This is a genomic window from Mucilaginibacter sp. P2_D11, from assembly GCF_056404435.1.
This window is the reverse complement of sequence record NZ_JBFUEA010000003.1, coordinates 67,754-93,996: the sequence shown is the minus strand read 5'-3', so window position 1 is coordinate 93,996 and position 26,243 is coordinate 67,754. Positions and strand designations below refer to the sequence as shown.

The 26,243-nt window shown below is 46.6% G+C and carries 21 protein-coding genes; 15 read left to right on the top strand and 6 right to left on the bottom strand.

Annotated elements, in window-relative coordinates:
* Positions 1-99 precede the first annotated feature (99 nt).
* The gene (gene meaB / locus AC1DXC_RS05235; RefSeq protein WP_477458084.1) at positions 100-1,014 is read left to right on the top strand and encodes a methylmalonyl Co-A mutase-associated GTPase MeaB; all 915 of its coding nucleotides are present in this window, start codon (positions 100-102) and stop codon (positions 1,012-1,014) included.
* A 36-nt stretch (positions 1,015-1,050) separates the two neighbouring features.
* On the opposite strand, the gene AC1DXC_RS05230 is transcribed toward meaB, so the two are convergent.
* Entirely contained in the window at positions 1,051-2,340 is a 1,290-nt protein-coding gene (locus AC1DXC_RS05230; protein ID WP_477458083.1) for an aminopeptidase P family protein, read from the bottom strand.
* Between the two features lie 148 nt (positions 2,341-2,488).
* Between AC1DXC_RS05230 and AC1DXC_RS05225 the strand changes: the two genes are divergently transcribed.
* From AC1DXC_RS05225 to AC1DXC_RS05190, 8 genes are all read left to right on the top strand, one after another.
* Positions 2,489-3,922, top strand: a complete 1,434-nt coding sequence (locus AC1DXC_RS05225) for an OmpA family protein (RefSeq protein WP_477458082.1) — start codon at positions 2,489-2,491, stop codon at positions 3,920-3,922.
* A gap of 75 nt (positions 3,923-3,997) precedes the next feature.
* A complete protein-coding gene (locus tag AC1DXC_RS05220) occupies positions 3,998-4,141 on the top strand; it encodes a DUF6728 family protein (protein WP_477458081.1) in 144 nt (47 codons plus the stop codon).
* Between the two features lie 34 nt (positions 4,142-4,175).
* Positions 4,176-4,556, top strand: coding sequence for a RidA family protein (locus AC1DXC_RS05215; protein WP_477458080.1), 381 nt, complete (start codon positions 4,176-4,178; stop codon positions 4,554-4,556).
* Between the two features lie 12 nt (positions 4,557-4,568).
* The gene (gene recG / locus AC1DXC_RS05210; RefSeq protein WP_477458079.1) at positions 4,569-6,677 is read left to right on the top strand and encodes an ATP-dependent DNA helicase RecG; all 2,109 of its coding nucleotides are present in this window, start codon (positions 4,569-4,571) and stop codon (positions 6,675-6,677) included.
* 52 nt (positions 6,678-6,729) lie between these two features.
* Positions 6,730-7,035: a HigA family addiction module antitoxin gene (locus AC1DXC_RS05205; RefSeq protein WP_477458078.1), complete on the top strand. Its 306-nt coding sequence runs from the start codon at positions 6,730-6,732 to the stop codon at positions 7,033-7,035.
* Between the two features lie 37 nt (positions 7,036-7,072).
* Positions 7,073-8,455: a M20/M25/M40 family metallo-hydrolase gene (locus tag AC1DXC_RS05200; RefSeq protein WP_477458077.1), complete on the top strand. Its 1,383-nt coding sequence runs from the start codon at positions 7,073-7,075 to the stop codon at positions 8,453-8,455.
* Positions 8,456-8,640: 185 nt separating this feature from the next.
* Positions 8,641-9,957 carry an MFS transporter gene (locus AC1DXC_RS05195; RefSeq protein WP_477458076.1) on the top strand — a complete coding sequence of 439 codons (1,317 nt, stop codon included), beginning with the start codon at positions 8,641-8,643 and terminating at the stop codon, positions 9,955-9,957.
* Positions 9,958-10,245: 288 nt separating this feature from the next.
* Positions 10,246-11,982 (top strand): tetratricopeptide repeat protein, encoded by a 1,737-nt coding sequence (locus AC1DXC_RS05190; protein WP_477458075.1) that lies wholly within the window; start codon positions 10,246-10,248, stop codon positions 11,980-11,982.
* 599 nt (positions 11,983-12,581) lie between these two features.
* Here the strand turns inward: AC1DXC_RS05190 and AC1DXC_RS05185 are convergent.
* Entirely contained in the window at positions 12,582-13,931 is a 1,350-nt protein-coding gene (locus AC1DXC_RS05185; protein WP_477458074.1) for a polysaccharide deacetylase family protein, read from the bottom strand.
* A 269-nt stretch (positions 13,932-14,200) separates the two neighbouring features.
* Here AC1DXC_RS05185 and AC1DXC_RS05180 point away from each other — a divergent pair, with 269 nt between their 5' ends.
* From AC1DXC_RS05180 to AC1DXC_RS05165, 4 genes are all read left to right on the top strand, one after another.
* Entirely contained in the window at positions 14,201-14,515 is a 315-nt protein-coding gene (locus tag AC1DXC_RS05180) for a hypothetical protein (RefSeq protein WP_477458073.1), read from the top strand.
* Between the two features lie 83 nt (positions 14,516-14,598).
* On the top strand, positions 14,599-15,189 hold the full coding sequence (locus tag AC1DXC_RS05175; protein WP_477458072.1) for a TetR/AcrR family transcriptional regulator: 591 nt from the start codon (positions 14,599-14,601) through the stop codon (positions 15,187-15,189).
* A 123-nt stretch (positions 15,190-15,312) separates the two neighbouring features.
* On the top strand, positions 15,313-15,537 hold the full coding sequence (locus AC1DXC_RS05170; protein WP_477458071.1) for a hypothetical protein: 225 nt from the start codon (positions 15,313-15,315) through the stop codon (positions 15,535-15,537).
* Positions 15,538-15,542: 5 nt separating this feature from the next.
* Positions 15,543-16,826 (top strand): MFS transporter, encoded by a 1,284-nt coding sequence (locus AC1DXC_RS05165; protein WP_477458070.1) that lies wholly within the window; start codon positions 15,543-15,545, stop codon positions 16,824-16,826.
* Positions 16,827-17,448: 622 nt separating this feature from the next.
* On the opposite strand, the gene AC1DXC_RS05160 is transcribed toward AC1DXC_RS05165, so the two are convergent.
* Complete coding sequence (locus tag AC1DXC_RS05160) at positions 17,449-17,796, bottom strand: hypothetical protein (protein WP_477458069.1); 348 nt, start codon at positions 17,794-17,796, stop codon at positions 17,449-17,451.
* Positions 17,797-17,940: 144 nt separating this feature from the next.
* Between AC1DXC_RS05160 and AC1DXC_RS05155 the strand changes: the two genes are divergently transcribed.
* Positions 17,941-20,010, top strand: coding sequence for a prolyl oligopeptidase family serine peptidase (locus AC1DXC_RS05155; RefSeq protein WP_477458068.1), 2,070 nt, complete (start codon positions 17,941-17,943; stop codon positions 20,008-20,010).
* 62 nt (positions 20,011-20,072) lie between these two features.
* Complete coding sequence (locus AC1DXC_RS05150) at positions 20,073-22,913, top strand: NACHT domain-containing protein (RefSeq protein ID WP_477458067.1); 2,841 nt, start codon at positions 20,073-20,075, stop codon at positions 22,911-22,913.
* A gap of 94 nt (positions 22,914-23,007) precedes the next feature.
* Here the strand turns inward: AC1DXC_RS05150 and AC1DXC_RS05145 are convergent, their stop codons facing one another.
* Genes AC1DXC_RS05145 through AC1DXC_RS05135 form a run of 3 tightly spaced genes read right to left on the bottom strand, consistent with a single transcriptional unit; the run spans position 23,008 to position 26,123 of the window.
* Complete coding sequence (locus tag AC1DXC_RS05145; RefSeq protein WP_477458066.1) at positions 23,008-24,843, bottom strand: ABC transporter ATP-binding protein; 1,836 nt, start codon at positions 24,841-24,843, stop codon at positions 23,008-23,010.
* A gap of 48 nt (positions 24,844-24,891) precedes the next feature.
* Positions 24,892-25,197 carry a hypothetical protein gene (locus AC1DXC_RS05140; RefSeq protein ID WP_477458065.1) on the bottom strand — a complete coding sequence of 102 codons (306 nt, stop codon included), beginning with the start codon at positions 25,195-25,197 and terminating at the stop codon, positions 24,892-24,894.
* A 59-nt stretch (positions 25,198-25,256) separates the two neighbouring features.
* Positions 25,257-26,123, bottom strand: a complete 867-nt coding sequence (locus tag AC1DXC_RS05135; protein ID WP_477458064.1) for a PfkB family carbohydrate kinase — start codon at positions 26,121-26,123, stop codon at positions 25,257-25,259.
* Positions 26,124-26,243 lie beyond the last annotated feature (120 nt).

Genomic DNA, 26,243 nt, shown 5'->3' with positions numbered 1-26,243 from the left:
ACATAGCCTGCTTTTAAAGGGCTACGGGGCAAATATACTTATATCGGTATCTATACTTTTTAAATAGGCAATACTTTTGTTACTTTATAGCCAACGCGCATGGCAAACCCAATAACACATACTACCCCCGGCATTATCGACTTCCGCAAGGTTGCTCGCCAACTTACTGTGGTTGAGAATAACCTGCCGGGTGCTACAGAATTGCTGAAATCGTTGCATTATGCCGATGTACCAGTAACGGGTATAACGGGTCCGCCCGGCGCAGGCAAAAGCACTTTGGTGAACGCCATCATCAGCAAATTATTGGATAAAGGTAAAAAAGTAGCCGTTTTGGCAATTGACCCCTCATCGCCGTTCAACTTCGGTTCGTTGCTGGGCGATAGGATACGCATGGCCCCCCATTTTAACCACCCCGATGTATTTATCCGCTCGCTTGCTACGCGCGGCTCCCTTGGGGGCCTCTCCGCAAAAACCATCGAAATGACGGATGTGCTGCGCGCATCAGGTTTCGACCATATTATTGTTGAAACCGTTGGCGTGGGCCAATCTGAAGTGGAGATTGCAGGCCTTGCCGATACAACCTTCGTAGTATTGGTGCCCGAAGCCGGCGATGAGATACAGAACATCAAAGCGGGCCTGATGGAGATTGCCGATGCTTTCATCATTAACAAAGCCGACCGCGATGGTGCCGACCTCTTCATCAACAACCTCAAAAAGATCATCCATCAAAAAGAGGGCGCGCCTATACCCATCATACGCGCGGTTGCTACAAAGGATGAAGGGATAGACGACATTGCCGATCTGATAAGCTCAGGACTCAACGCATCGAACAGCCGCCGCAAATTGCTACTGACCCAAAAAGCATACAACCTCATCCAGCAAAACCGAATGGCCGGTGTAGACAAAAAAAAGCTTCAGCAAGATATTGCCGAAGCTTTGAAACTGGAAGGGTTTAACCTGTATTTGTTTATTTCGGATTTCGAACGTTCGATTTCGGATTTAAAAAACCCGTAGGCTAAATCCGAAATCGAAAATCCGCATTCCGAAATCTTAACTATTCATTATCTCTTCAATATGCTCGGCCTCTACCGGGATATTGGCCATCAGGTCAACATTGCCGCCTTTGGTGATGAGGATGTTATTCTCCAACCTTACGCCCAAGCCTTCTGCCGGGATATAGATACCCGGTTCGCAGGTAAGGATGTTGCCCACCTCGAAAGGTTTGTAGCGGCTGGCATAATCGTGCACATCCAACCCTAAATGGTGCGATGTACCGTGCATAAAATACTTTTTGTATAGTGGTGCTTTGGGGTCCTGTTTAGCTACATCATGCTTATCCAGCAGGCCGAGGCCAATCAGTTCGCTTTCCATCACCTTGCCTACCTCATCGTGATACTCGTTCCAGATGGTGCCTTCTACAATCATGGCGGTGGCGGCTTTCATTACGCGCAAAACGGCATCATACACCTCGCGCTGGCGTTTGGTAAAGCGGCCGTTAACGGGTATAGAGCGCGTCATATCTGCATTGTAGTTGGCATATTCGGCGCCAAAATCAAGCAATATCACATCGCCATCTTTACAGGGCTGGTTGTTTTCTACATAGTGCAGCACATTAGCGTTGTTGCCCGATGCGATGATAGGGTTGTAAGCATGCCCTGTAGCCCGCCGGCGAACAAACTCGTGGATAATCTCGGCCTCTATCTCATACTCGGTAACACCGGGTTTGGTAAACTTAAGTACACGCACAAATGCATCGCGGGTAATGCCGCAGGCTTTGGCCGTAAGCTCTATTTCAATATCTGATTTTATTACCCTCAGGTCGCGCAGTATGGGTGCCGAGCGTTCGTAATGGTGCAGCGGGTATTTCAAGCGCAGGGCTTCGTACATCCGCAAATCGCGATAAGGCACGGTATGCACGTAGCGGTCGTTCTCGTTGGTGTTGATATAAATGCTTTCGGCGTAGTTAATGATGCCATGCAAAACCGAATCATAATCCTGCAGCCAGAGCACGGTTTGTATGCCCGATGCTGCACGCGCCTCTTCCTTGGTGTACTTGTGTCCTTCCCAAATGGCAATGTGTTCGCTGGTTTGTCTTAAAAACAGTACTTCTTTGTATAACGGATTAGGACAATCGGGAAACAAAACCAAAATACTTTGCTCCTGATCTATACCCGACAGGTAAAAAAAATCGGGATTTTGCTTAAACAAGAAACTTTGGTCTCCGCTACGCGGGTATTCGTCATTTGAGTGGAAAATAGCTATAGCGTTGGCCTTTAGTCGCGAAACGAAACTTTTTCTATTTATTGTAAATAGCCGCTCATTTACAGGTAGATATTTCATTATTTTAAAATATATATATTAATAAAAACAAATTATTTTTATTATTTGTAGTAGTAATTGTGAATTTTGGAACAAAGTTTGGTAATCGTTTCAAACATAATTACTAATTTTGAAAAAAATCACAATTAAATCGTTTAATCTTAAAACTATGAATTATTCTACATTAAAGAAAACAGCTGCCTTGTCGTTTGCTGCTTTGTTGACTGCTGGGATGGTGAGTGCGCAAACAGACAGCGCTAAAACCGTTACCACTACAACAACTGCAGACACTACAATGTCATCTGGCACAACCACCGCCAAGGTATTTGGCGGTAGGGGACAGTACAAAACCTTTAGCATCGGCATCAACGCTGGCGTAACTTCGCCATTTTTGGCGATCGGCGGCACCAACGAGTGGACTTCGGCTGACGTATCGTTAGGCTACGGCATATCGTTGAGGTCACAATTAGCTCACTCTTTCGGCTTGCAGTTAGATGTACATGGCGGTAAAGTAAAAGCACACAACGATCAGAACGATGGAGTAGATTGGGGTCAAAGATGGGGTTACTCTACCAGCTTTTACTCTGCAACATTGAGCGGTATCGTTAACGTTGCTACTATCGACTATATCCGTCGTAAGAATGCGATCAACTTCTTCGTCACCGGTGGTGGTGGTTTGATTTTCTACAAACCGAGCATTGCTGTATCAAAAGCTGATTATAATGCTGGCATTTACCAGTTTTACCGTTCTGATGCTAATGGCGACCCAACTTCTATTGGTATCCCTGATGCAACCAACAAAAAACGCACAGTTAAAGAATTGGTTATCCCAATTGGCGTAGGCGTTAAATTCAGGCTTACAGATGCGGTTGGCCTTAACTTAGGTTACACCATGAACTTCATCGATGGTAACAACTTTGATGGTTCTTACTCTGCAGCTAAACCACAGGCCCGTGATAAATACTCTTACGGTTACGCCGGTTTAGAGTTCACTTTAGGTGGCAAAGGCAAACCGAACCTTGATTGGGTTAACCCTGTAGCTATGATGTACGATGAATTGTACGACGAGACCCTGCGTCAGGAAGTTGCTGCTTTGAAAGTACGTGTGACTAACGTTGAGAACGCTGTTAACGACCTGAAGAAAGATTCTGACGGTGACGGTGTTTCTGATCAATTCGACAAATGCCCTAACACTCCTGCAGGTAGCGTAGTTGACGGTGCTGGTTGCGTTATCGTATTCCCAACTCCGGCTCCAGCTGTTGATACTGCTAAAGCTGCTGCTTACAGCAATATCCAGTTTGAATTTGATAGCTCGGTATTACGTACATCTTCATACCCAGTATTAGATGCTACTTCTGCTGACCTGCGTGCATCTGGTGCAACTGTACAGGTAAACGGTTACGCTTCATCTGAAGGTACTGCTGCCCACAACATGTCATTATCACGTGATCGTGCTAACTCTGTAAAAACTTACTTAGTTAACTCTGGTGTTTCTGCTTCTAAAGTAAAGGTAAAAGCTTACGGCGAAACTAACCCAATTGCTGATAACAGCACAGAAGAAGGCCGCATACAAAACCGTCGCGTGTCTTTCATCAAAAAATAATATTCCTTTAGCATAATATTATTAAGCGAAAGCTCCGGATAACCCGGAGCTTTCTTTTTTTTGTTAATTTTGTGCATGTACTTCTTCAGGAAAAAGGACCCTAACAGGCCAACCAATTTTAATTTAAAGGTGATGCATACCATCAATGCAATCGCCATCATCATGTTTTTGCTGGGTATCATCTATATCCTTATCAAATGGTACATCCTCAAGAAATAACTGTCCCCTAATTAATCACCCACATACCGTTGCAATGAAAACAATTATCAATACCACTAATGCCCCCGCCCCTATAGGCCCATACAGCCAGGCTGTTGCCGCAGCCGGCCTTTTGTTCGTATCGGGCCAGGTGCCTATAAACCCTGCCACCGGCGAAGTAATTACCACCGGCATTACCGATGAAGCCAAACTGGTTATGGAAAACCTTAAAGCCATTTTAACCGAGGCAGGCCTTGGCTTCGAGAGCGTGATCAAAACCAATATCTTCCTTACCGATATGCAAACCTTTGCGCAGGTAAACGAGGTATATGGATCGTACTTTACCGCCAACTTCCCGGCGCGAGAGACCGTGCAGGTATCGGCATTACCAAAAGGTGTTAATGTAGAGATATCGGTTATAGCCCTAAAACCCTGAACCAGCTAAAAATTGAACAGCCAGCATTTTCAAACACCTATCGAATATTTAAAAGGCGTGGGCCTAACCCGCGCCGAGGTGCTAAAAAAAGAGCTGAACATCCATACGTTTGCGGATTTGTTGAAGCATTTCCCGTATAAGTATATCGACCGCACACGGTTTTACAAGATAAAAGACATACAGCCCGATCTGCCCTACGTGCAGGTGCTGGCCCGCCTCGTTTCGAAAGAAATAATGGGCGAAAAGCACACCAAACGCCTTGTTGCCCAAGCCAAGGATGATACGGGCATCATTGAGCTGGTGTGGTTCCAGGGGATAAAATGGGCAGAGAAAAGCCTGGTACCCGGCCAGGTTTATGTGCTGTTTGGCAGGCCCGGCTTTTTTAACGGCAAGGCCCAGATGGCCCACCCAGAGATTGAGCCCTACAACCCCATGGCACCGCAACAACGCGGCGCGCTCACCCTGCAGCCCGCCTACAACTCCACCGAAAAACTGAAGCAGTTCAGCCTGGATAGTAAGGGACTGCAAAAGCTCATCGCAGCATTGCTGGACCAATATGCCCGCGAGATCCACGAAAACCTGCCTGCCTACCTGCTCAACCGCTTTAAGCTGGCCGGCCGTGCCGACAGCTACCGCAACATTCACTTCCCGAACGATGCCGCCCAACTGAACGAAGCTATCCTACGCCTGAAGTTCGAAGAATTGTTTTTCCTGCAACTAAAGCTGCTCAAGAATAAGCTCACCCGTACGGCCAAATTCAAGGGCAACGTATTCGGCACGGTGGGCCACTACTTCAACGATTTTTACCACCATAAACTACCCTTCGTGCTAACCGACCCGCAGAAACGGGTTTTGAAAGAGATACGCGTAGACACCCAGCGCGGCGTGCAGATGAACCGCTTGCTGCAGGGCGATGTAGGCAGCGGCAAAACCGTAGTGGCGCTGATGAGTATGCTCATCGCCATAGATAATGGTTTCCAAACCTGCATCATGGCCCCTACCGAAATTTTGGCCAATCAGCATTACCAAACCATCAAAAGCCTGGTAGGCGAAGATTTTGTAGAGGTTGCTTTGCTTACCGGCTCGGTACCGCAAAAAAAACGGCGGGTAATACACGAGCAACTGGAAGACGGCACGCTGAAGATACTCATCGGCACGCACGCGCTAATTGAAGATAAAGTGCAATACAAAAACCTGGGGCTGGTAGTGATAGATGAGCAGCACCGTTTCGGCGTAGAGCAGCGCGCGAAGCTTTGGCGCAAAAATATCATCCCCCCGCATGTACTGGTGATGACGGCAACCCCCATCCCTCGTACCCTGGCCATGACGCTTTACGGCGATCTGGATGTATCGGTAATAGACCAATTGCCTGCCGGACGCAAGCCGATAGAAACCAAACACTTTTACGATGCACAGCGACTGCGCATGTTCGGCTTTATGAAGCAGGAGATAGCCAAAGGTCGGCAGGTTTACGTGGTGTATCCGCTGATAAAAGAAAGCGAAAAACTCGACCTGAAGAATTTGATTGACGGTACAGAGGTGATGAGCCGCGAGTTCCCGTTGCCGCAGTTCCGCATCAGCGTGGTGCATGGCAAAATGGCTGCCGCCGATAAAGACTTTGAGATGCAGCGTTTCATCAAAGGCGAAACGCAGATAATGGTGGCCACCACCGTAATAGAGGTTGGTGTAAATGTGCCCAACGCATCGGTAATGATTATCGAGAACGCCGAACGTTTCGGCCTGTCGCAATTGCATCAGCTGCGCGGCCGCGTGGGCCGCGGTGCCGAGCAATCGTACTGTATATTGATGACCGGGCAAAAATTGAGTGCCGATGGGCGCGTGCGCATCAACACCATGGTAAAAACGAATAATGGTTTCGAGATAGCCGAGATAGACATGCAGCTGCGCGGCCCCGGCAACATCGAAGGCACCCAGCAAAGCGGCGTACTCGACCTAAAGATCGCCGACCTCACCACCGACCAGGAACTGCTGATAAAAGTACGCAAATGCGTGGAAGACCTACTGGCCGCCGACCCGCAACTGGCCCTGCCGGAGCACGCGATACTCCACCAATCGCCGCAGGAAAAAAATGGCGGGCTGAGCTGGGATAAGATATCATGATAGCGATATTTTCCTATTTTTACAGGAAGCTACCAAAGCGCATTATATGCATATGTTCGATCCGGCACATCCAGGAGAATTAATCAGGGAAACTTTAGATGGTTTACATGAAGAAACAGGAAAAAAACTTACTGTTGAGCAAGTTGCCACCGGTTTAGGCACTACACGTAAAACACTATCAGCAATCATTAACGGCAAGCAGGGAATTACGCCCGAAATGGCCCTGCGGTTAAGTGCCGCATTTAATACCACGCCAGAATTTTGGTTGCATGCCCAGGAAAATTTTGACCTTGCGCAGGCCCGTAAAAAAGTAGATACTAAACAAGTAACCGTTTTTTGGCAGCCAAAAGTTGCTTAATAGTCAATCGCAAAAAAAAATCAAAACACCCATCCACATGAAGAAATTCTTACTCCTCTTTGCTTTATTAGCTTCCGCTACCGCCTCACAGGCGCAGCAAGATTCGTTAATGCTGCGCAAGCTGTATGATGAAGCCCTGGTAAACGGCCAGTGCTACGAAAACCTGCGCTACCTATGCAAAAAAATCGGCCCGCGTTTAAGCGGCTCGGTGGGTGCGCAAAAATCGGTAGAGTGGAGCAAAAAACTCATGGACACCTATGGTTTCGATAAAGTGTACCTGCAAGAATGCATGGTGCCGCATTGGGTACGCGGCGAAAAAGAAGTGGCTTATATCATCGATGGCAAAACGCGCATCAAGGTGCCCATCGCGGCCCTGGGCATGTCGGTTGCTACGCCCGCCGCAGGCATCACTGCCAATATTATCGAGGTAAAAAGCCTTAAAGAACTGGACCAGCTTGGCGAAAGCGCAATCAAAGGCAAGATCGTTTTCTTCAACGGCCCATTCGATCAGCGTTTCATCGAAACCGGTGCCGGTTATGGCTCGGCAGGCATACAGCGTTTCGCAGGGCCTTCGGCAGCTGCCAAATATGGTGCGGTTGGCGCTATCGTTCGTTCCATCAGTTCGGCGCTCGACGATTTCCCGCACACCGGCGGCACCGTTTATGCCGAAGGTGGCGTGAAGATACCGGCAGCAGCCATATCAACACTGGCGGCCGATAAGTTGAGCAACATGCTCAAGCTGCGCAAACTGCCGCTGATCAAATTCTACTTTAAACAAAGCTGCCAAACCCTGCCCGACGTGAAATCGTACAACGTTATCGGCGAAATTACCGGCAGCGAAAACCCTAATAAATTCATCACTGTAGGCGGGCACCTCGATTCGTGGGACCTGGCCGAGGGCGCGCATGACGATGGCACCGGCGTAATGCAATCTGTAGAAGTGCTAAGGATATTCAAAGCCGTTGGCTACAAACCAAAGAATTCTGTACGCGCGGTATTCTTCATGAATGAAGAGAACGGTCACAAAGGCGGCCTTAAATATGCCGAGATAGCCGCCCAGAACAACGAGGACCATATAGCAGCTATAGAGACCGACGAGGGCGGCTTCACCCCGCGTGGCTTTAGCTTCCAGGGTATACCGGCTGCGCAGTTAAAAGCCATCAACGATAAATATAAATCCTTGTTTGAGCCTTACGAAGCCGACCACCTTATTGCCGGCGGCGGCGGCACGGATATTGGCCCATTGAAAGAGACCAGGCCTGCTATTGTGCTCATTGGCTTCCGGCCCGATTCGCAGCGGTATTTTGATATCCACCATTCATCAAACGATGTTTTCGAGAACGTGAATAAACGCGAGCTGGAGCTTGGTGCCGCAGCCATAGCCTCGCTGGTTTATCTTATAGACCAGCACGGATTATAAAAAGCCCCACCTAACCCTCCCCGGTAGGGAGGACTAAAAAAAGGCGAGAACCAAAAGTCTCCCCTCCCGGGGGAGATTAGAGGGGGCTCGCCTTTTTTGTTATATTAAAGTAACAAAACCCGCTACATTGGTCTTATTAATGAAGAGGTTCGTAACTTGCGGCACTCAATCAAAACAGCCCATCTATGCCCGAAGGAGATAGTACAAGCCCCCGGATAGACTCATTCGCCGCCTTGCGGTACAAAGATTTCCGCTCATACGTTAGCATGCGTTTTTGCTTTACGTTTGCTTACCAAATGCAAACGTATGTATTAGGATTTTATATTTACGAACTTACACACAGCAAGGTGGCTCTTGCTTTTGTAGGCCTTACCGAAGCCATCCCTGCAGTATGCATTGCAATTTACGGCGGCTATGTTGCTGATAAACACGAGAAGCGTAAAATGCTCCTCATGATATTTTCGGGGGTGTTTTTGTCGGCACTGACTATGTTTATTGCAACGCTTAACAACCTGCATGGTTACATACATCCTGGCTGGATATTACCTATATTATATACCATGATATTTTGTAACGGGGTGGCAAGAGCTTTTTATGGCCCAGCTACTTTTACTATTTATGCGCAAAGTATCCCAAAAGAAGTTTATCCAAATGGTAGTACATGGAGTAGCTCTACCTGGCAGGTAGCATCTATTTTGGGTCCGTTTATTGGCGGGTTTGTCTACGCTTTTGCGCCGCATCTTATATCTGGATTAAGCGGTATTACCGCCACGTTTGGCATTGTTGTAGCTGTAATGTTTATATCCCTGATATTGGTGTATCGCCTTCGCAAGTTCCCACCCGTATTTATCCCGAAGGAAAATATCTGGAAAAGTGTTAAAGAAGGACTGTCGTTTGTGTTCAATAATAAGATTATGCTGTATGCGATGAGCCTTGATATGTTTTCGGTGTTTTTCGGCGGCATCGTAGCGCTTTTCCCAGTATTTGCACTCGACATTTTGAAAGTTGGGCCAGAAGGCGGGGGCATAATGCGCATGGTTACGTCTGTAGGCTCGGCGGTTACACTGCTTGCTATGGTCAAATTTTCGCCTATGAACAGGCCCTGGCGCAACCTCCTTATTGCGGTTGCTGGTTTCGGCATAACCATCATTGGGTTTGGCCTTTCCCGTGAATTTTATCTTTCATTGGCCTTTCTTTTCTTTCAGGGATCATTTGACAGTGTGAGTGTGGTTATACGGGGCACGTTAATGCAATTGCTTACGCCAGATCATATGCGCGGGCGTGTATCAGCAGTAAACTCAATGTTTATCGGCTCTTCAAACGAAATTGGCGACTTTGAATCGGGCATAGCTGCTAGCTTGTTGGGCACAGTACCCGCAGTACTATTCGGCGGGAGTATTACCTTGATGATAGTAGCAGCAACTTATTTCAAAACAAAAAAACTCATCCCGCTATCGCTGAGCCAAATACACACGCCCGAGGTTGCCAAAGAAACGGCTTAGGCAAAGCATTTACAAAACCCTTTCGAAATACAAATTCAGCTCTGTGTTCTTTGTGTTCCTCCCTTAATGTTCTTTGTGTTAAAAAGTTCACCACAAAGCACTAAGATTCATCCTCGCAAAATTTTAATCGTGGAATTTGTTTTTGATACATGCTCCACGCCCCGAACACCCAAGCCCGCTCCCCCATCGATAATATAATTTTAAGGATATAGCACAATAGCTATATTTATGCCCTGATACTTTGGGTTATAAATGTTGAGGTTACCACCATGTATTTTACTGCTTTTAATGCTGATACCGGGCATGCTGTTGATACCTGCGGCCCATTCCTTTGCCCAAAGCATCTCCCTAACTGATGGACCCAACCCCTTCGCATCTATAAAAACCACGCCGGCAGATAAGCGCGTTGAAGCCGCCCGCAAAATATACCAGGCCAACTGCCTTAAAATGACCGAAGCAGCGGCCATACAAAACCTGGACGAGCTTGACGATATTGCCCTACAGATAGCCGATTTGCCTCTGCAATGCGCCGTGTTGGATATGCGCGCCGATTATTACGCTGCAAAGCGCCAGTACAACACCGCAAGCGATAGCTATTACGATAAGGCTATCCGTTTTGCGGAGGAACACGACTTGCCGCTGGAAGCTGCCGTTTACCAGCATCACTTCGCCGTTTACCTTGGCAAATACGAACAGAACATCCCCGCCTGCCGCAACTTCCTGTTCTCGCAGGAGAAATTCCGCGAGATTGGCTTCGGCAAGGTGCCGGGCATGGGCACCTACTTTATACAGGTGGCCAATTTCTATTACGCCATAGGCGATTACGATACCGCCCGTGAAAACCTGATGCTCGCGCTTAAATACCAGCAGCCCCAATCGCACCAGCGGATAGATGTATTGAACACCATCGGCCTCAGCTACCGCAACACGGGCCACATCGCAACGGCGATGCAATATTTCCAAAAGGCGCTTGCCATGGCCAGCACCGCCCGCGATAGCGCATGGATAGGCATAGCTACGGGCAATATAGGCTCGGTGTATTTTATGCAGCAGCAATACGCTAAAGCACTGCCGCTGGTACAAACAGATTACGTGGTATCGTTAAAATACAACCAAAAACTCAATGCCGCCATGGCGCTGCTGCGCCTGGTGCGGATAAATATTGATGGCGGCAACCTTGCCATGGCCACCCAACAGCTTAACACCGCCGATACCTTGCTGCTAAGCGCGGGCAACGACGAGCTAAGATACCGCGCCGATTATTTTGAGCTGAAAGCCCTGCTGAACAACAAGCTTGGCAACAAAGCTACAGGCATGCAATACCGGCAAAAGTATGTGCTAGCTAAAGATAGCCTGGAGAAACGCGATAACCTTGCCGCCGTTGAACGGGTGCAACTGCAATGGGAAGTAGATAAAAGCAAGGCGCAACTGAGCCACCTTAAAAGCAGGGCCGAACTCGGCGCGTACAAACGCAATACCGTCATCATCGTTTTGATGTTGCTGATGGTGATATTGACATTGATATATAACCGCCAACGCCTTAAGGCCAATAAAGACAAAGCCCTGCTGGCATCAGAAAAACTACGGTTGGATGAGGAATTGAAAAACGCCACAGCCGCTCTTCACGGCTACACCGAAAACCTGACGCAAAAGAACCTGCTGATAGATGAGTTTAAGAGCGAACTTGAAAAGCTTAAGCTACGATCGGTAAATGAGGTGGACGCCCGCGAACTGGAGAATATGATGAAAGCCCATATCATGACGGATGAGAACTGGGCCGAATTCAGGAAATTGTTCAGCAATGTGCACCCTGCTTTTTTTTATCGCCTGCGCAACAAATTCCCGCACCTTACCGATACCGATATACGTTTGCTTACCCTGCTTAAGCTAAAGCTCAACAACCGCGAGATGGCCGGTATGTTGGGCATCACTACCGATGGTGTAAAGAAAGCCAAGCAACGCCTGCGTAAAAAAATGAACCTGGAAGCGGGCCAGGAAATAGAAGATGCAATAGCAACACTATAATTACCCGGCCCTCTGGTCAATTTGTCCTCCTTTTGTCCCCCTTATATATTCTCCTTTAAGGCAACCTGAGCAGCATATTTGCTCTTCGGACATGTTAATTCATGCTTTAAACATTTGTTCGCAATTAATCAATGAGTTAAGTTTTAATTATTATGCAAAAGCCGTATATTTATGCAGCCATCAGCACTAGCCTTAGCGGATACGTTCCCGGGGGTTCAGTCGCCATGATTGGTTGCAGGCATGTTGGCAGATATCCAAATTTGCAGCATGCACCGCTTGGAATTGCATCTGCCAGGAAGCCTGGGATAACAGCCGCATGCATTATCCCCCCGCCAACCGCCACCCGCAATTTTTGAGCATTTGCAAGCCCCCTGTCAATAAGTTTAAGTTCAACGTTTACTAATACCCCTTATGGAAACAAAAGACAACAAACACAAATGCCCCAAATGCGCCACCGGCATGTTAAACCATCGGGCAAAACGCCCCCTTTGGATGAAGCTTTTTTTATTTTGGCTGCCTATAAGGCGATACGAATGCGGTAGTTGCTACAAGCGCTCTTATGTATATGGCGCATACACCCATCACACTGCGCATACCGCTCAGTTATGACCGTTCAGCGGGCCACGCATCAGCATTGTAGTGCCCGCATTGGGCTTCACCTGGTATAGAACATAGGGCCGTCCTCCGCCGGGAGTCGGTATCGGCTTAAGTATAATAGCTGCGGACGAAAAAACGCCCTGTACCAACCATACCTCCTTCCAATCGGCAGGTACGTATGTTTTAAGCGTAAGTGGCTGGGCGTACATTGCTTTATCCAGCGGCTGCATCAGCTCTATCCAAATCCGCCACGACGATGTTGATTTTACGGTTACTTTAGCACTTTGCCGTTCGCGTATATAGCGGGCAACATCGCCAAAAGGGGCTATCCACAATTTGTTATCCCTGGCTTTTATGTAGCTGAAGTAATTATCCAGTTGCTGATGGGTGAGGGCTTCCCAGCCCACGCTATCTACACCGTGGAAAGTAAGCACCAGCCAGGTATCATTCCTCTTCAGCGTGATATCTACCCACCTTTTCATCATACGCATAGGCGTTTTGGTAGTGGCCCCGCGCTGAAACTGGATATATTCTTTATCGGTATTGCCGGGGTTTGCCGGGTTACTGCGGCTTATTTCTTTGAGCCAGGGCTCGGGCATACGGTTGCGCATGGCGGGATACACCTGGTGCAGATAGCTCATTACGCGTTCGTTTTCGGTACCGAAAGGTCCTTCGGCGGAGAAGGTGTACTGCGGCCCAAGCTCGCGAAGGATATCCAGGCGGCTGCTTTGCATTTCGTAAAGCATGTTCGGTTCGTCCAGCGCGGCTAGGCGGGGGTGGGTTATCATATGGCTGGCAAATTCGTGTCCCTGCGAAGCGTATCCGCGTATATCAGCCCAGGTGGTGCCCTGCGCGTCCATATACTCGGTGTTGTGCTGTGTACCGGGCTTGAACTCGTTATTACGCACTTTTTTGTACAGCTCGTCTATCACGCGGTATGCCTGCAGGGGCTTGCCGGCATCTATAAGCGAGCCCGCCTGGTAATGATAATCTAAAGGGCCAACCAGCCCCAGATAACCCGCTGCCGAGGCGCGTTCGTAAAAATTATTGCTATCGGTAGCTATAGTAGCGGTTTCGGCGATAATGTCTTTAACAGGCCGGCCTATGAATTTGCCCTCATATTTAGAGCCGGGTATTTGCCCGGTGATGATAAAAAAGGTGGCCTTCAACTTTAGCCGGTTAAGGATAGGGAGTGCCCGTTTAAACTGGTTTATCGATCCATCATCGAAGGTGATGGATACGGCACCCGTTTTATCGCCGGGCCAGCGGGTTATGGTTGTTGTGCCGGGCTCCTGGGCAAAAATCACTCTTGCAGCAAATAAAAATGCCGTGGCAAGCAACAAGTTCTTCATATTGGATGATGGGTTTATGCACCCAAATATACAGCTAAAATGCAGTGCATTAATGGCTTTACGGTTTAATGCTGGCTTGCGCCATGGCAAGTAAATTGCTAAGTAATATAATTTTTTGCATTTCATACCGTGTTTTCACCCTAAATTTAGGGTGAAAACAGGTACTAGTACGTGTTTTTTTTTTGAAAATGGTGGCCTATCTTTATTGCGCCCCTAAACCTTATCGCAATTATAGATTGCTTAGAAGCAGCCTGCGGTAATAATACAAAATGATTGCCCGTATCTTAATCGTCCTCATCCTTTTATTATCCGTTTTAAATATCATTGGCCAGCCGGCCAGGGATAAGGCTGCTTCGCATACAGGCAAGCAAGGCTTCACCAATAAAAATGCACCCGCCAGCTTAGTGCCTGTTATCAAACTCTTATCCGGCTTTACCCTTTTGTTGCTCAGCCAAAGCTATCTCAACCGCAGGCTAAGTAAAATAAAAGCAGCATCTGCCAGGTACCGCATCAGTAAACAATTCCTCCTCCGCAAGGCCGTGACCAACACGCCTGTTTTTCCTGATTCATGGCAACAGGCTTAAATGCGTTTGAATTTATCGAAAAAAATATTTTTTTTTCGATAAATAAATGAACATTCATTTATATTTGTGGCAGATAATCGAGTATGCGCACAAGAGACAATAGCAAAGAAAAACTGGTTAAGGAAATGGCTATCCAGCTATTCGTAAAAAATGGCATGGAAGGCTTTAGCATGAACAAGCTGGCCAAAGCCTGTGGTATATCGGTAGCTACGCTTTATATCTACTACAAAGACAAGGACGACCTTATTATAAACATCGCATCTGAAGGCGGTAAGCTTTTTAGCGATGCTTTGATAAAGGACTTCGACCCGGATGCTTCTTTTGAGGAAGGCTTGCGCGTACAATGGAAAAACCGCTACCAGTTTATGCAAGACCACCCAAACCTGAGCATGTTTTTCGACCAGTTGCGGAGTTCCAGCTACCAGGAGAAGTTCCTTGCCGGTTTCCTTACGGAATTTAAGCAAATGATGGGAAAATTCATGCATAACGTAATAGCGCGGGGCGAGATAGAGAAGGTGCCGTTTGAAACGTACTGGTCGGTAGCGTTTTCGCCCCTATATGCCCTCGCCCGGTTCGATTACGAAGGTCAAAGCCTTGGCGGCATGCCCTTTAAACTCACCGATGAGGTGTTATGGGAAACTTTTAGGCTGGTTGTAAAGGCCCTTAAAAAATAATATCGCCTGCTTGTACAACGTTTCAAGGCCTCAATCGTCAACAAGGGTAAGCGGCAGGGAAAAGAAATGAGTAGCGTTGTCCAATTATGCGCATGGCGATAGTTACAACATAAATTGAATACAATGGAAGATTTTTGCAACATACTACTCTTTAAAACCAATATCAGCGGCGAGGCGGATAAGGCTTCGGTGTGCGCCATGCTTGGTAACACGCCAGGCGTAGAAAAATGGAGCGTAGATATTGAGGATGAAGACTGCGTGCTGCGGGTAATATCGCACACCCTGCGCCACGCGCAAATAATAGAACTGGTAACCCATCACGGCTATAATTGCTGTGAATTATTATAACAACAATGCAAGCACAACAGCCCTCGGTACCTTTTACAGGCTACCAAAAATTCGTGATATTTATTTTAGCCATCACCCAGTTTACGGTGATACTGGATTTTATGGTGATGAGCCCCCTGGGCTATATGCTCATGAAATCATTGAACCTTTCCACACAGGCTTTCGGCGTGGCGGTATCGGCCTACGCTTTCAGCGCGGGTATGTCGGGCTTGCTTACCGCCGGTTTCGCCGATAGGTTCGACCGTAAGAAACTCCTTTTATTCTTCTACTGCGGCTTTATCATGGGCACCATTTTTTGCGGCCTGGCCCACTCTTACGTGGCACTGGTGGCTGCGCGTATCATCACCGGCTTGTTCGGCGGGGTTATCGGCTCCATATCCATGGCCATCATTACGGATATATTCGGCTTTCAGCAGCGCGGTCGCGTAATGGGCTTTATACAAATGGGCTTTGGTGCCAGCCAGGTTTTGGGCATACCCGTTGGCTTATACCTGGCTAACCTAATCAGCTGGGAAGCACCGTTTTGGATGGTAGCCGGTATTGGCGCAATTGTTGCAATAGCCATAGCCTTATACCTGAAACCCATAACCGCGCACCTGGCCATACAGAAAGACAAATCGGCACTAAAGCACCTGCTGCATACCGCCGCCAAGGCCGATTACCGGGTTGGTTTTGCGGCTACGGCGCTGCTCTCTATCGGTGGTTTTATGATGATGCCCTTCGGCACCACCTTTGCGGTAAATAATTTAAAAATACCTGGTGCCGATCTGTTCAAGCTATTTATGGTGGCGGGCCTTAGCACGCTGCTGATCATGCCGGTTGTAGGCAAGCTTAGCGATAGGATAGATAAGTTCAAGATATTTATAGGCGCATCGGTGTGGACCATGATCATGTGCGTGGTGTACACCAACCTTGGCCCCACCCCGCTTTGGCTGGTGATGATATTGAACGTGATGATGATGATGGGGGTAATGAGCCGGATGGTACCTTCCAGCGCGCTTACCAGCGCCATCCCCGATATGGCCGACCGTGGCGCTTTCATGAGCATCAACTCTTCGCTGCAGCAAATTGCCGGCGGCATAGCAGCTGTAATAGGCGGATGGATAGTAACTCAAAAAACAGATCACAGCCCGCTTGTACATTACAATATCGTAGGTTACGTAGTGGTAGCAATATCGTTAGTAAGCATTTTCGCCCTGCAGCGGGTAGATAGGCTTGCCAAGAAAAAAATGGCAGAAAAAAAGGTGGTGATACCCGAGGCGGAAGCTGTATTGAGCGAGGGCGTATAATAAAGTCGGGGAGTCTGAAGTCCGAAAGCCGAAGGAGCCGCCCGCCGTGCTCCTTCTCTTATGTCTCCGCAGGGACTGTTTGAAAAATTTAAGTTAACCCATAAAATCGTCAGAACCCATAAAGCGTTCCCATGGAACGCGCTTTTATATCTTTCTTTTTCTACCCATAAGGTATCCCGAAGGGATACGCATTTACATTCTTCGTCCCTTCGGGACGGCTTATAGGTAGAAACATGTAAACCGTCCATTTTACGTTCCATAGGAACGTTTTATGATATTAAGTATGCAGTAACGATGTCGTTTAAACACAGCATTTTGTGGGTTAACTTAAAGTTTGAAAAAGGACCCTGCGGTGGCAGTACATTCGACATAGTACCTTACGGGCATGTTACTAATAATTCACCCTATACCAATTCGCATCCAATTTTTTAAACCCAGGGCGTTTGCCATCGCTTATCCATTCCTCTATCGATTTCATTTCTCCCGCGTCGTTGGTATAAACAAATGCCGAATAGTGGTCAAGAAACCCCGAATTGATATAAAACGTTACCGATACCGTTTTATCTGTCGGCTTTTCTACAAAAACACCGCCGTCGCTGTTAGATATCGGAGGGAAATCAAATCAAGACGGATGATCGCCCCTAAAATCCCCATTTTTTACACGCTCAACAATAGCATTTCTCGTGCCTCGTCGTAATGCCCAGTCTATATGTTCAACTACATCTTCGCTAAACAATGCTGCTATGCCCAAACTTATACCTACAAAGCAACCAACTCTGATGAATGGCGTATTTGATTCTTTGTGCCGAAGTTTGATGACAAGATAAACGGATAAGGCAAACCCCACTGACATGTACGGAGGCAGGAATAACATCGCCCGGAAGCCGCTACAATAATAATATATGAGCGGCCCCTGCCACAGGGCCATTAGAAGAATGATACAGGTGATAATGGTTTTGGTTGATTTCATGTCCTAATATACGTTTCTGTTCGCCTCAGCGTGCCGTAACTCTTAAAATCTTTGCGCCCTTTGTGCCAATCCGTTTGCAAAACCTTTGCACCCTTTGTGTTTAAAAACCCTTATATTCACACTCCAAATCCTGATCGCCTCACAATGAAAAAACTACTTATCCTCACCATTACTATATCTGCCGCTATGGCCGCAAACGCACAGCAAAAATTCGATCCGCCCAAAACAAAAGCAATCCCCGTTACCGATACCCTGCACAACGTTATCGTTACCGATAACTACCGCTGGCTGGAAGATAAAAAAGATGCCCAGGTTATCGACTGGACCAAAAAACAGCACGATTACGGCGTAGATTACCTGGCCAAAACCCAAAAGATACACCCCGATCTAAAGGAAAAAATCGCCGCCTACCTCAATATGGATTACGAAGGTCCGCTGAACAACGTGGGCAAGCGCGTTTTCCAAACCGTGAAGCTGAAGGGTGATAAACAAGGCCGCACCTACACCATCCTCAATGGCAAAAAGGTTTTGATATGGGACCCTGTATTGCTGGATACCACAGGCAAAACATCAACCAGCGGAATCAACTACACTTACGATGGCGAACGCGCGGCCATTAGCGCGCAAAAAAGCGGCGCCGAGGTAAACACCGTTTACTTTATAGATACACGTACGGGCCACCAGATACACCCGCCGCTGAGCAACGTATTCGGTTTTCAGTGGACCAAAGATCAGCAGCACGCGTACATTACCCTGCGCAGTCAGGAAGACGTAGACAAGCAGGCCCCGCTTAAAACCTACCTGCTGAAAATAGGCGACCCGATAGACAAGGCCGTGTTTATTGGCACCACCAAAGATGCTAAAGACAATTACTTTATTTACGACAACCGCTACAGCGATGTTACTTTCAGCGGTGATGGCGATTTCTACTCCAACAGCCTCAAGATACGCCCGACCGGCAGCCTTAAAGGTGGCCGATTGATCTACAGCAGCAAGAAGTTCTCGGCCTACCCCGAAGCCATTGGCGATAAGCTGTACATGCTCACCAACGATAACGCACCCAATTACCGCCTGATGGTGGCCGATAAAGCAAAACCCGATTACAAGTACTGGAAGACGCTTATCCCCGAAGGGAAAACCGTGATAGAGAATTGCGTGTTCACCAAAAACAGCATCATCGTACAGGATAAGCACGACCTGGTGAGTCGCCTCACCATCTACGATCTGAATGGCAAAAAACTGCGCGCCATGCCCCTGCCCGAGCAAGGCAGCATTGGCAGCGTAAGCTACGATCGCGACCTCGATTCAGTTTATATATCGCTGGTTACCTTCACCTCTACGCCAAAAACTTACGTGGCATCACCATCTAACTACAAATGGCGCCTGTTTTACCAAAGGCACCTGCCGGTAGATATGAGCAACATCGTAGGCGAAATAAAATTCTATACCAGTAAAGATGGCAGTCGCGTGCCGGCCTTCGTGATACACCGCAAGGACATTAAGCTGGATGGCAACAACCCGGTTTTGCTAACCGCTTATGGCGGCTTCCAGGCGGGTATCAAACCGCGATACTATGGCTTTTACGCGCCTTTCGTAAACGCGGGCGGCATTGTGGTAGAGCCGGGCATACGCGGCGGCGACGAGTTTGGCGAGCAATGGCACCTGGATGGTATGCTGGCCAAAAAGCAAAACAGCTTCGACGATTTTTACGCCTGTGCCGAGTGGCTGGTGCGCGAGAAATACACCAACACCGGCAAAATAGTTGCCCTGGGCGGCAGCAACGGCGGCCTGCTGATGGGTGCCGCCGCAACCCAGCGACCCGACCTGTTCAAGGCTATCGTTTGCGAGGTGCCCTTACTGGATATGCTGCGCTACCATAAATTCCTGATTGCCCGTTACTGGATACCCGAATACGGCGCAGCCGAAGACCCGGAGCAGTTTCAATGGTTGCTGCGCTACTCGCCTTACCATAACATCCGCGCGGGCGTAAATGTGCCGCCTATGCTGGTAACCGCCGGCGCCAACGATACCCGGGTAGACCCTATGAACGCCAAAAAATTCGTAGCCGCCCTGCAGAACAACCCCGGCCAGGTAAGCCCCATCATCCTCCACATGGATTTTGACAGCGGCCACGGCAGCGGCCAAAGCACCCAGCAATCCATCGATAACTGGACGTTTATTTTTGAATATGTGATGAATCAGTTGGGGATGTAGGGCGACTTATGTAACTTATTTTAACAATTAAACTTTCATTTCTAAATATTATTCGAAAAATTATGATTACTACATCACTGGTAGCGGTTGGCACATGGGTTGGGACAAAGCTTTTAGATAAAGGGTTTGATTCTTTATACGAAGCAATTGTTGGCGAAAAGGAACTCACTGAAAAATTCTATGCAGCTGTAGACAAAACTTCAAAGCAATTACAAGTTCAATATCCACATCTATTGGGTGGCAGTATAGAGTACTTTTTCAAAAGTGATGAGGTTTTTAACGAACTATTTAAATTGCTTTTTAAAAACTCTGTCGTTAACGTTGTCATTATCAGAAAATCATTCGATAATGAAACCCTACCAGCAAATTTCATTAAGAAATTTATCTTAGAACTGAAAAAGGAGTTAATGACTGACCGGCTTTTCGATGAAATATTTTCGAATAACGAAGCCTTTTTAATTTTTCAAGGAGTAGGTCGAGACTTACAGAGTATTGCGGTGAACTCTACCATTAGCGCTCAGGAGCTTGTCAAAATCAGCCATTTATTATCGGATAAATTAGAGTCAAATTTTGAATACGATGAATTTTTTAATCTCTACAAAAAAAATGCTTTAAATAATCTTTCCCAGGTTAATTTCATCGGGCTCGGTATTGACAGCTCTATTAAAAAAAACCGTAAAAATCTCCAAGATATTTTCGTTCGCCCAATATTCGAAACTTCTGTTCGACTTGTTTATAAGAATAGACAGGAAGACAAGATTCTCTCATACATCAGAAAAGAAACAAAAACAATCTTTTATACGCGTTTGATTGGATATAAAAATCGACTCGTGATTTTGGGTAATCCGGGTGCTGGGAAATCAGTTTTAGTAAAATCACTCATCTGTGATATTCTAAATAAATCATACACTGATTTTAAGAGTAAAAAAGCAACTGAGTTATTACCTTTTCGAATTGAGCTACGAAAATATTTAGCGTTCAAAAAAGAAAACAAAGGCAACATAATCAAGTATTTACTTTTCGTTTTAGATACAGAATATCTAATTACAAATCTAACAGAGCATACCCTTAATGAAATTTTAAATGATCGACCATGTATTCTTTTTTTTGACGGTTTAGACGAAATATTTGATATCTCAGACAAGATTGAAACAAAAACAGATATCGAAAATTTCCATAACAAATACCCTAAAATAAACTCACTAGTTACATCGAGATTTATAGGCTATGAAGAGGCTGGACTAAACGAATCGTTTACTGAATTAAGAATAACCAATTTTAACGACAATCAAATTGATGAGTATGTAAACAAATGGTATAAGAAAGAGGAGGAAAATGAGGAGATAAGAGCAAGAGAAGTTAACGATTTTTTAAGTAAGCGTCACGAAATAGATTCTGAGTTAATTACAAATCCTTTATTATTATCGTTGATTGTAATTATATATAGAAATATTCTAAAACTGCCTGAATCAAAACTTGAAATATACCAAAGTTGCACAAAAACTTTAGTTGATAAATGGGAAGCGTCCAAAGATTTAAAAATTGACTTGAACAATGATATTTACAAAAACAAGGACAAAATTTTTGCTGATTTGGCGCATTGGCAGTATGAACACTTAAGTAGTAAATCTTTAAAAATCACATATGAAAAAGCCAAAAACACTGTTTCAAAGTCGCTAATTAGAATTAGCCTATCAGACGAAGAAAACAGCGATGACCTTGCCGAAACTTTTATGAACTACGCATTACGTAGATCTATTTATTTCGACAACAACTTTACACACAAGACTTTTTTGGAATATTATACTGCATACTGGATTTATTCAAATGTCGAAAAGAAACATAATGTAGAGGAACGAAATAACATAATCACCAAGTATATCAGTAACCCTTTTTGGTTTATCGTTTTGGAACTTCTGTTGAATTTAATCGATAAAGACCAAGCTGATAATGAAGTAATTGATGCTATCATAAAGACTCAATCTTCTAATGGCAATAAATCCATTCCTTTCTTGTTAACCGTAATACTGAAATTAAAAAATATCAGTCCAATAACAATAGTAGATACCGTCGAATTTGCCATAATCTATTTGCTTGACCCTGATTATAGTATCGCAAAAACGTCCGAAGAGGCTCAATTATATTCTTCGCTCGAGTCTTTTATGGCTCAAAATGAGACGGCAAGAGCAATTTTAATATCTAGATTCAAAGAATTAGAGCAGAGATTTATTGATAATGAGGACGCGTTAATAACACTTTATACCCTTTACCTAGAATTAAACAACGGCTTTAGAAGCCCGTCAAGGCCTCCCAAATTTGAGCTTGACAACGAGGTGACTTATAAAAGCCTTTGCCTAAAAAATCAGTATCTATTCGTACTCAATAATGTCGCTTTGCCAAAAAGCGATAAGGCTTTTCTTGATAATTCAATTCTTTATGTGAAAACTTTTGGCAAGCAGAATTTGTTTACAATACATACATCAAAATATGATGACCATGCTTCGCTTCCTTATTTCTACTTTGTAATTTATCGATTGATCCGCACCTATGACATAAATCAATTAACTAGATATTTAGATAAGCTTCAACAAGCGGGGTTATCAAAAGCTTATCTTTTCAACAAAATTGCCTCACCCAAAGGACTGATACATTTTAACCATGAAGGCATTATCAAGGTTATATCATTAATAGAAGAATCCGATGATTTAATGACAACTAAAATTTTGCTAATAATGTTAAAAGTCGTGCTACTTAATTACCATTTTTCCGACAGGGAAAAAAGCCTGGCAGAAATTAATGAAACGGTTGCAAATTATCAAAAAAAGGAAATTCTATCTTTTATGTTACAGCCGGCGATTAACATAAAAGACAGCGTAAAACTCATTAGAGCATTTAAAATTTAACATGGACACTACTTCCCTTGCTGCCATAAGTCCGCCACTGGTCGAAGTTTAAAACTTCGACCTAAAATGCTTTAAGCTTCCAGCTTAATCAGTTTTATTTATACCCCGCCGCCTGCAAATTAAATAGCTCTGCATACCTGCCGCCTTTGGCTAAGAGTTCTTCGTGGCTGCCTGTTTCGGCAATTTCGCCGTTTTGGAGTACGAGGATACGGTCGGCCATGCGGACGGTGGAGAAGCGGTGCGATATCAATACAGCCATGCGGCCCTTGGTTAGCTCGGCAAAGCGCTGAAAAACTTCGTATTCGGCGCGGGCATCCAGTGCTGAGGTTGGCTCGTCCAGTATCAGCAGCTGCGCATCGCGCATGTAGGCACGGGCTATCGCTACCTTTTGCCATTCGCCGCCGGATAGTTCGGCACCGTCGAAAAACCGTTTGCCCAGCATTTGTCCGTAGCCGCCGGGTAGCCTTTGTGCCAGTTCATCGGCAAGGCTTTGCCTGGCCGCGGCTTGTATCAGTTCGGTATTGTCTTTTTCGGCAATATTGCCTGCGGCGATGTTTTGCGAAAAGGTCATCTGGTAACGCAGGTAATCCTGGAAGATGATACCGGTATTGAGCCGCAACTCAGTCAGGTCGTATTCCTTCAGGTCGTGCCCATCCAGCAGTATGCGGCCTTCGGTTGGGTCGTACAATCGGGAGAGCAGTTTTACCAGCGTGGTTTTGCCTGCACCGTTCTCGCCTACTAAAGCCAGCTTTTCGCCGGGGTGGAGCGTGAAATTTAAATGGCGGTTAGCCCAGCGGTCGGAGTGGATATACCGGAAGCCCACATCCTCAAAAACAAAGCCCTGCATAACCGGATTGGGGAACGGCAAAGGCTTTGCGGGCGGATGGATGCGGGGCTTGATCTCGAAGAATTCAAAAAAATCGCGCAGATAAACCGCACCCTGCGATACCGCTGTAAAACGGGTGAGGATAGCCTCCAGCAAGGTGCGCAGCTGGCGGAACGAGCCCGCCAAAAACGTCAGCTCTCCAATGGTGATATTGCCGGCAATGGTGCGGGCAATAATAAAAACATACGCGCCGTAATAACCCGCGCTGCCCAACAGGGCAAAAAAAGTGCCCCAGCCGGCGCGTTTGATCACGATGCGCCGGTTATCGCGGTAAAACATATCCGACAGGGTTTTGAACCGGGCGATGATGAACGCCGATAAATCGAACATCTTTATTTCCTTAGCGGTTTCGTCGCTTGCGCCCAGGTAACGCAGGTAATCCAGTTCGCGGCGTTCGGGTGTTTGGCTGCGGCTGAGCGCGTAGGTTTGGTCGTTAAAGTACGATTCGCCCAAAAAGGCGGGCAGGATAGTTACCAGCAGCAACAGGATGAGCCAGGGGTTGAAGGCCATTAAACCTGCGGCTAAAAAGCCCATGGTAATCAGGTCCTGCAGTTGGCTCAGCACCTGCGAAAGCAGTACGGTGCGGCCCACGGTTTGCTGCCGGGCGCGTTCGAGTTTATCGTAAAAAACGGCATCTTCGAACTGGTCGAGGTCCAGCGTTGCGGCGTGGCGCATGATTTTTACGGAGGTGTGGTTAGCGAACAGGTCGCCCAGCAAACTATCCATCAGCGTAATGCCGCGGCTCAGCATGTCAGACAGTATCACCAACCCAAACTCCAGCCCCAGCAGTTCCCATACGCGGGTATGCGGCAGGGTGTTGTGGGCATTGTTCAGCAGAACAACCTGGTCGATGATCAGCTTGCCTACATATAAAATCAACAGCGGCAATGCAGATTTGATGAAACGCAACAGGATGTTTGCCAGCATCATGCCCGGGCCGGTTTCATAAACCAGTTTAAAAAAAGCCGGCAGGTTATTTAAGGCGGCTAACCGCTCCTTAAGGGTTAATGTGGGTATTTTCTTTATGGGTGGGCGCTGTTTCAAATATCGATGGATTTACTTTCTTAAATTGACGATTATAATGCCATGAATTTAGTGCTCCGCGTATTTTAACATTCCGAAGACAAACCCCTCCAACACACCTGGAATTTCCTGGAAATCCACAGCTAAAATCAGCGCAAAACCTGGAAAAAGCTGGACAAGATTTCGTGGCCTGCAAACACGGTATTTACCTAAAACGGCCAATCCGCGTGAATTTCGCAATTTGACTGCCTGCCGGAAAAAACCATAAAAACACCGAAAAACCCGGAAAAACACAGATTTTTTTTGGTATTTAGTTCCGTTTAAAGCAAGCTGCCAAGGCAAAAAGCCGGATGTACGGTCGTCTTTAACTGGCACAGTTTCCACTGTTTTTTCCGGATTTCTATAAAACAAAATCTGGACAAAATTAGCTGCGCTTACCGCACGATCATCGCCCGCACCTCATCCTCTGTCCCGGTAAAAGGCCCGGCGTTCTCAATCTTCAACCCCGCCATCGCCGAGGCGAATTTGCCCGCATCTTCTACGCTGTCGCCTTTTACGCGGCGGTACAGGTAGCCGGCCATATAGGTGTCGCCGCAACCGGTAGCATCTACAACTTCGGTGGGTTTGTAGGCGGGTATCTCGTAAAACTCCTTATCATATAAAATCACCGAGCCCATGCTGCCCAAGGTGACCACCACCTCTTTTACGCCCCATTCGGCCAGTACTTTAGCTCCTTCGCGTATGTCGGCAATGCCGGTGAGCACTTCCAGTTCGTGCTCGTTCACCTTCAATACGTCGATGTATTGCAGGGCTTCTTTTTTGTCGGCCCAGTCTATGGCATGCACCCCTTTGTCAATCACCTCGCGCAAGTAACCTTGTGCATCGCAGGAAACATTGCCCCGGCTAAACAGGTTCTTGATGAGGTCGGTAGGGATATCGTCGGCCAGTAGGGGCCCCAGGTGAAAGATGATGGCTTCGGTATCAGCCAGGTCGGCAACGGTAAAGACATCGGCTTTTTGCAGTACACGCTGGGTGCGATTGTCCTGGTTTTCGCCGTAAATGTTCTCAAAATTCACGGTATGCTTGCTGGGCAGGGCTTTTACAGCAATGCCCAGATCGCGCAGGGCGGTAACGCTTTTCATTTCTGTTTCGGCAAGGGCGGTAACCAGGCTGTACTTCACATCCATGTTACGCATAGCGTGCGAAAAGTAAAAGGCTGTGCCGCCGGCCATATGCATCACAGCGCGCGGGGTTACAACTTTATCCAGGGTGATGTGGCCGATGCAGCAAATATCAAGCATGTGGTTGTTTTATTGAGGGTGTAAAGATAAGCTTGTCAAGTATTTGTTACCATACCTTAAAGTAAATGATAAGCCATAATTGTTAAATTGCCGGCATATCTCACAGCTGCCTTATAATGA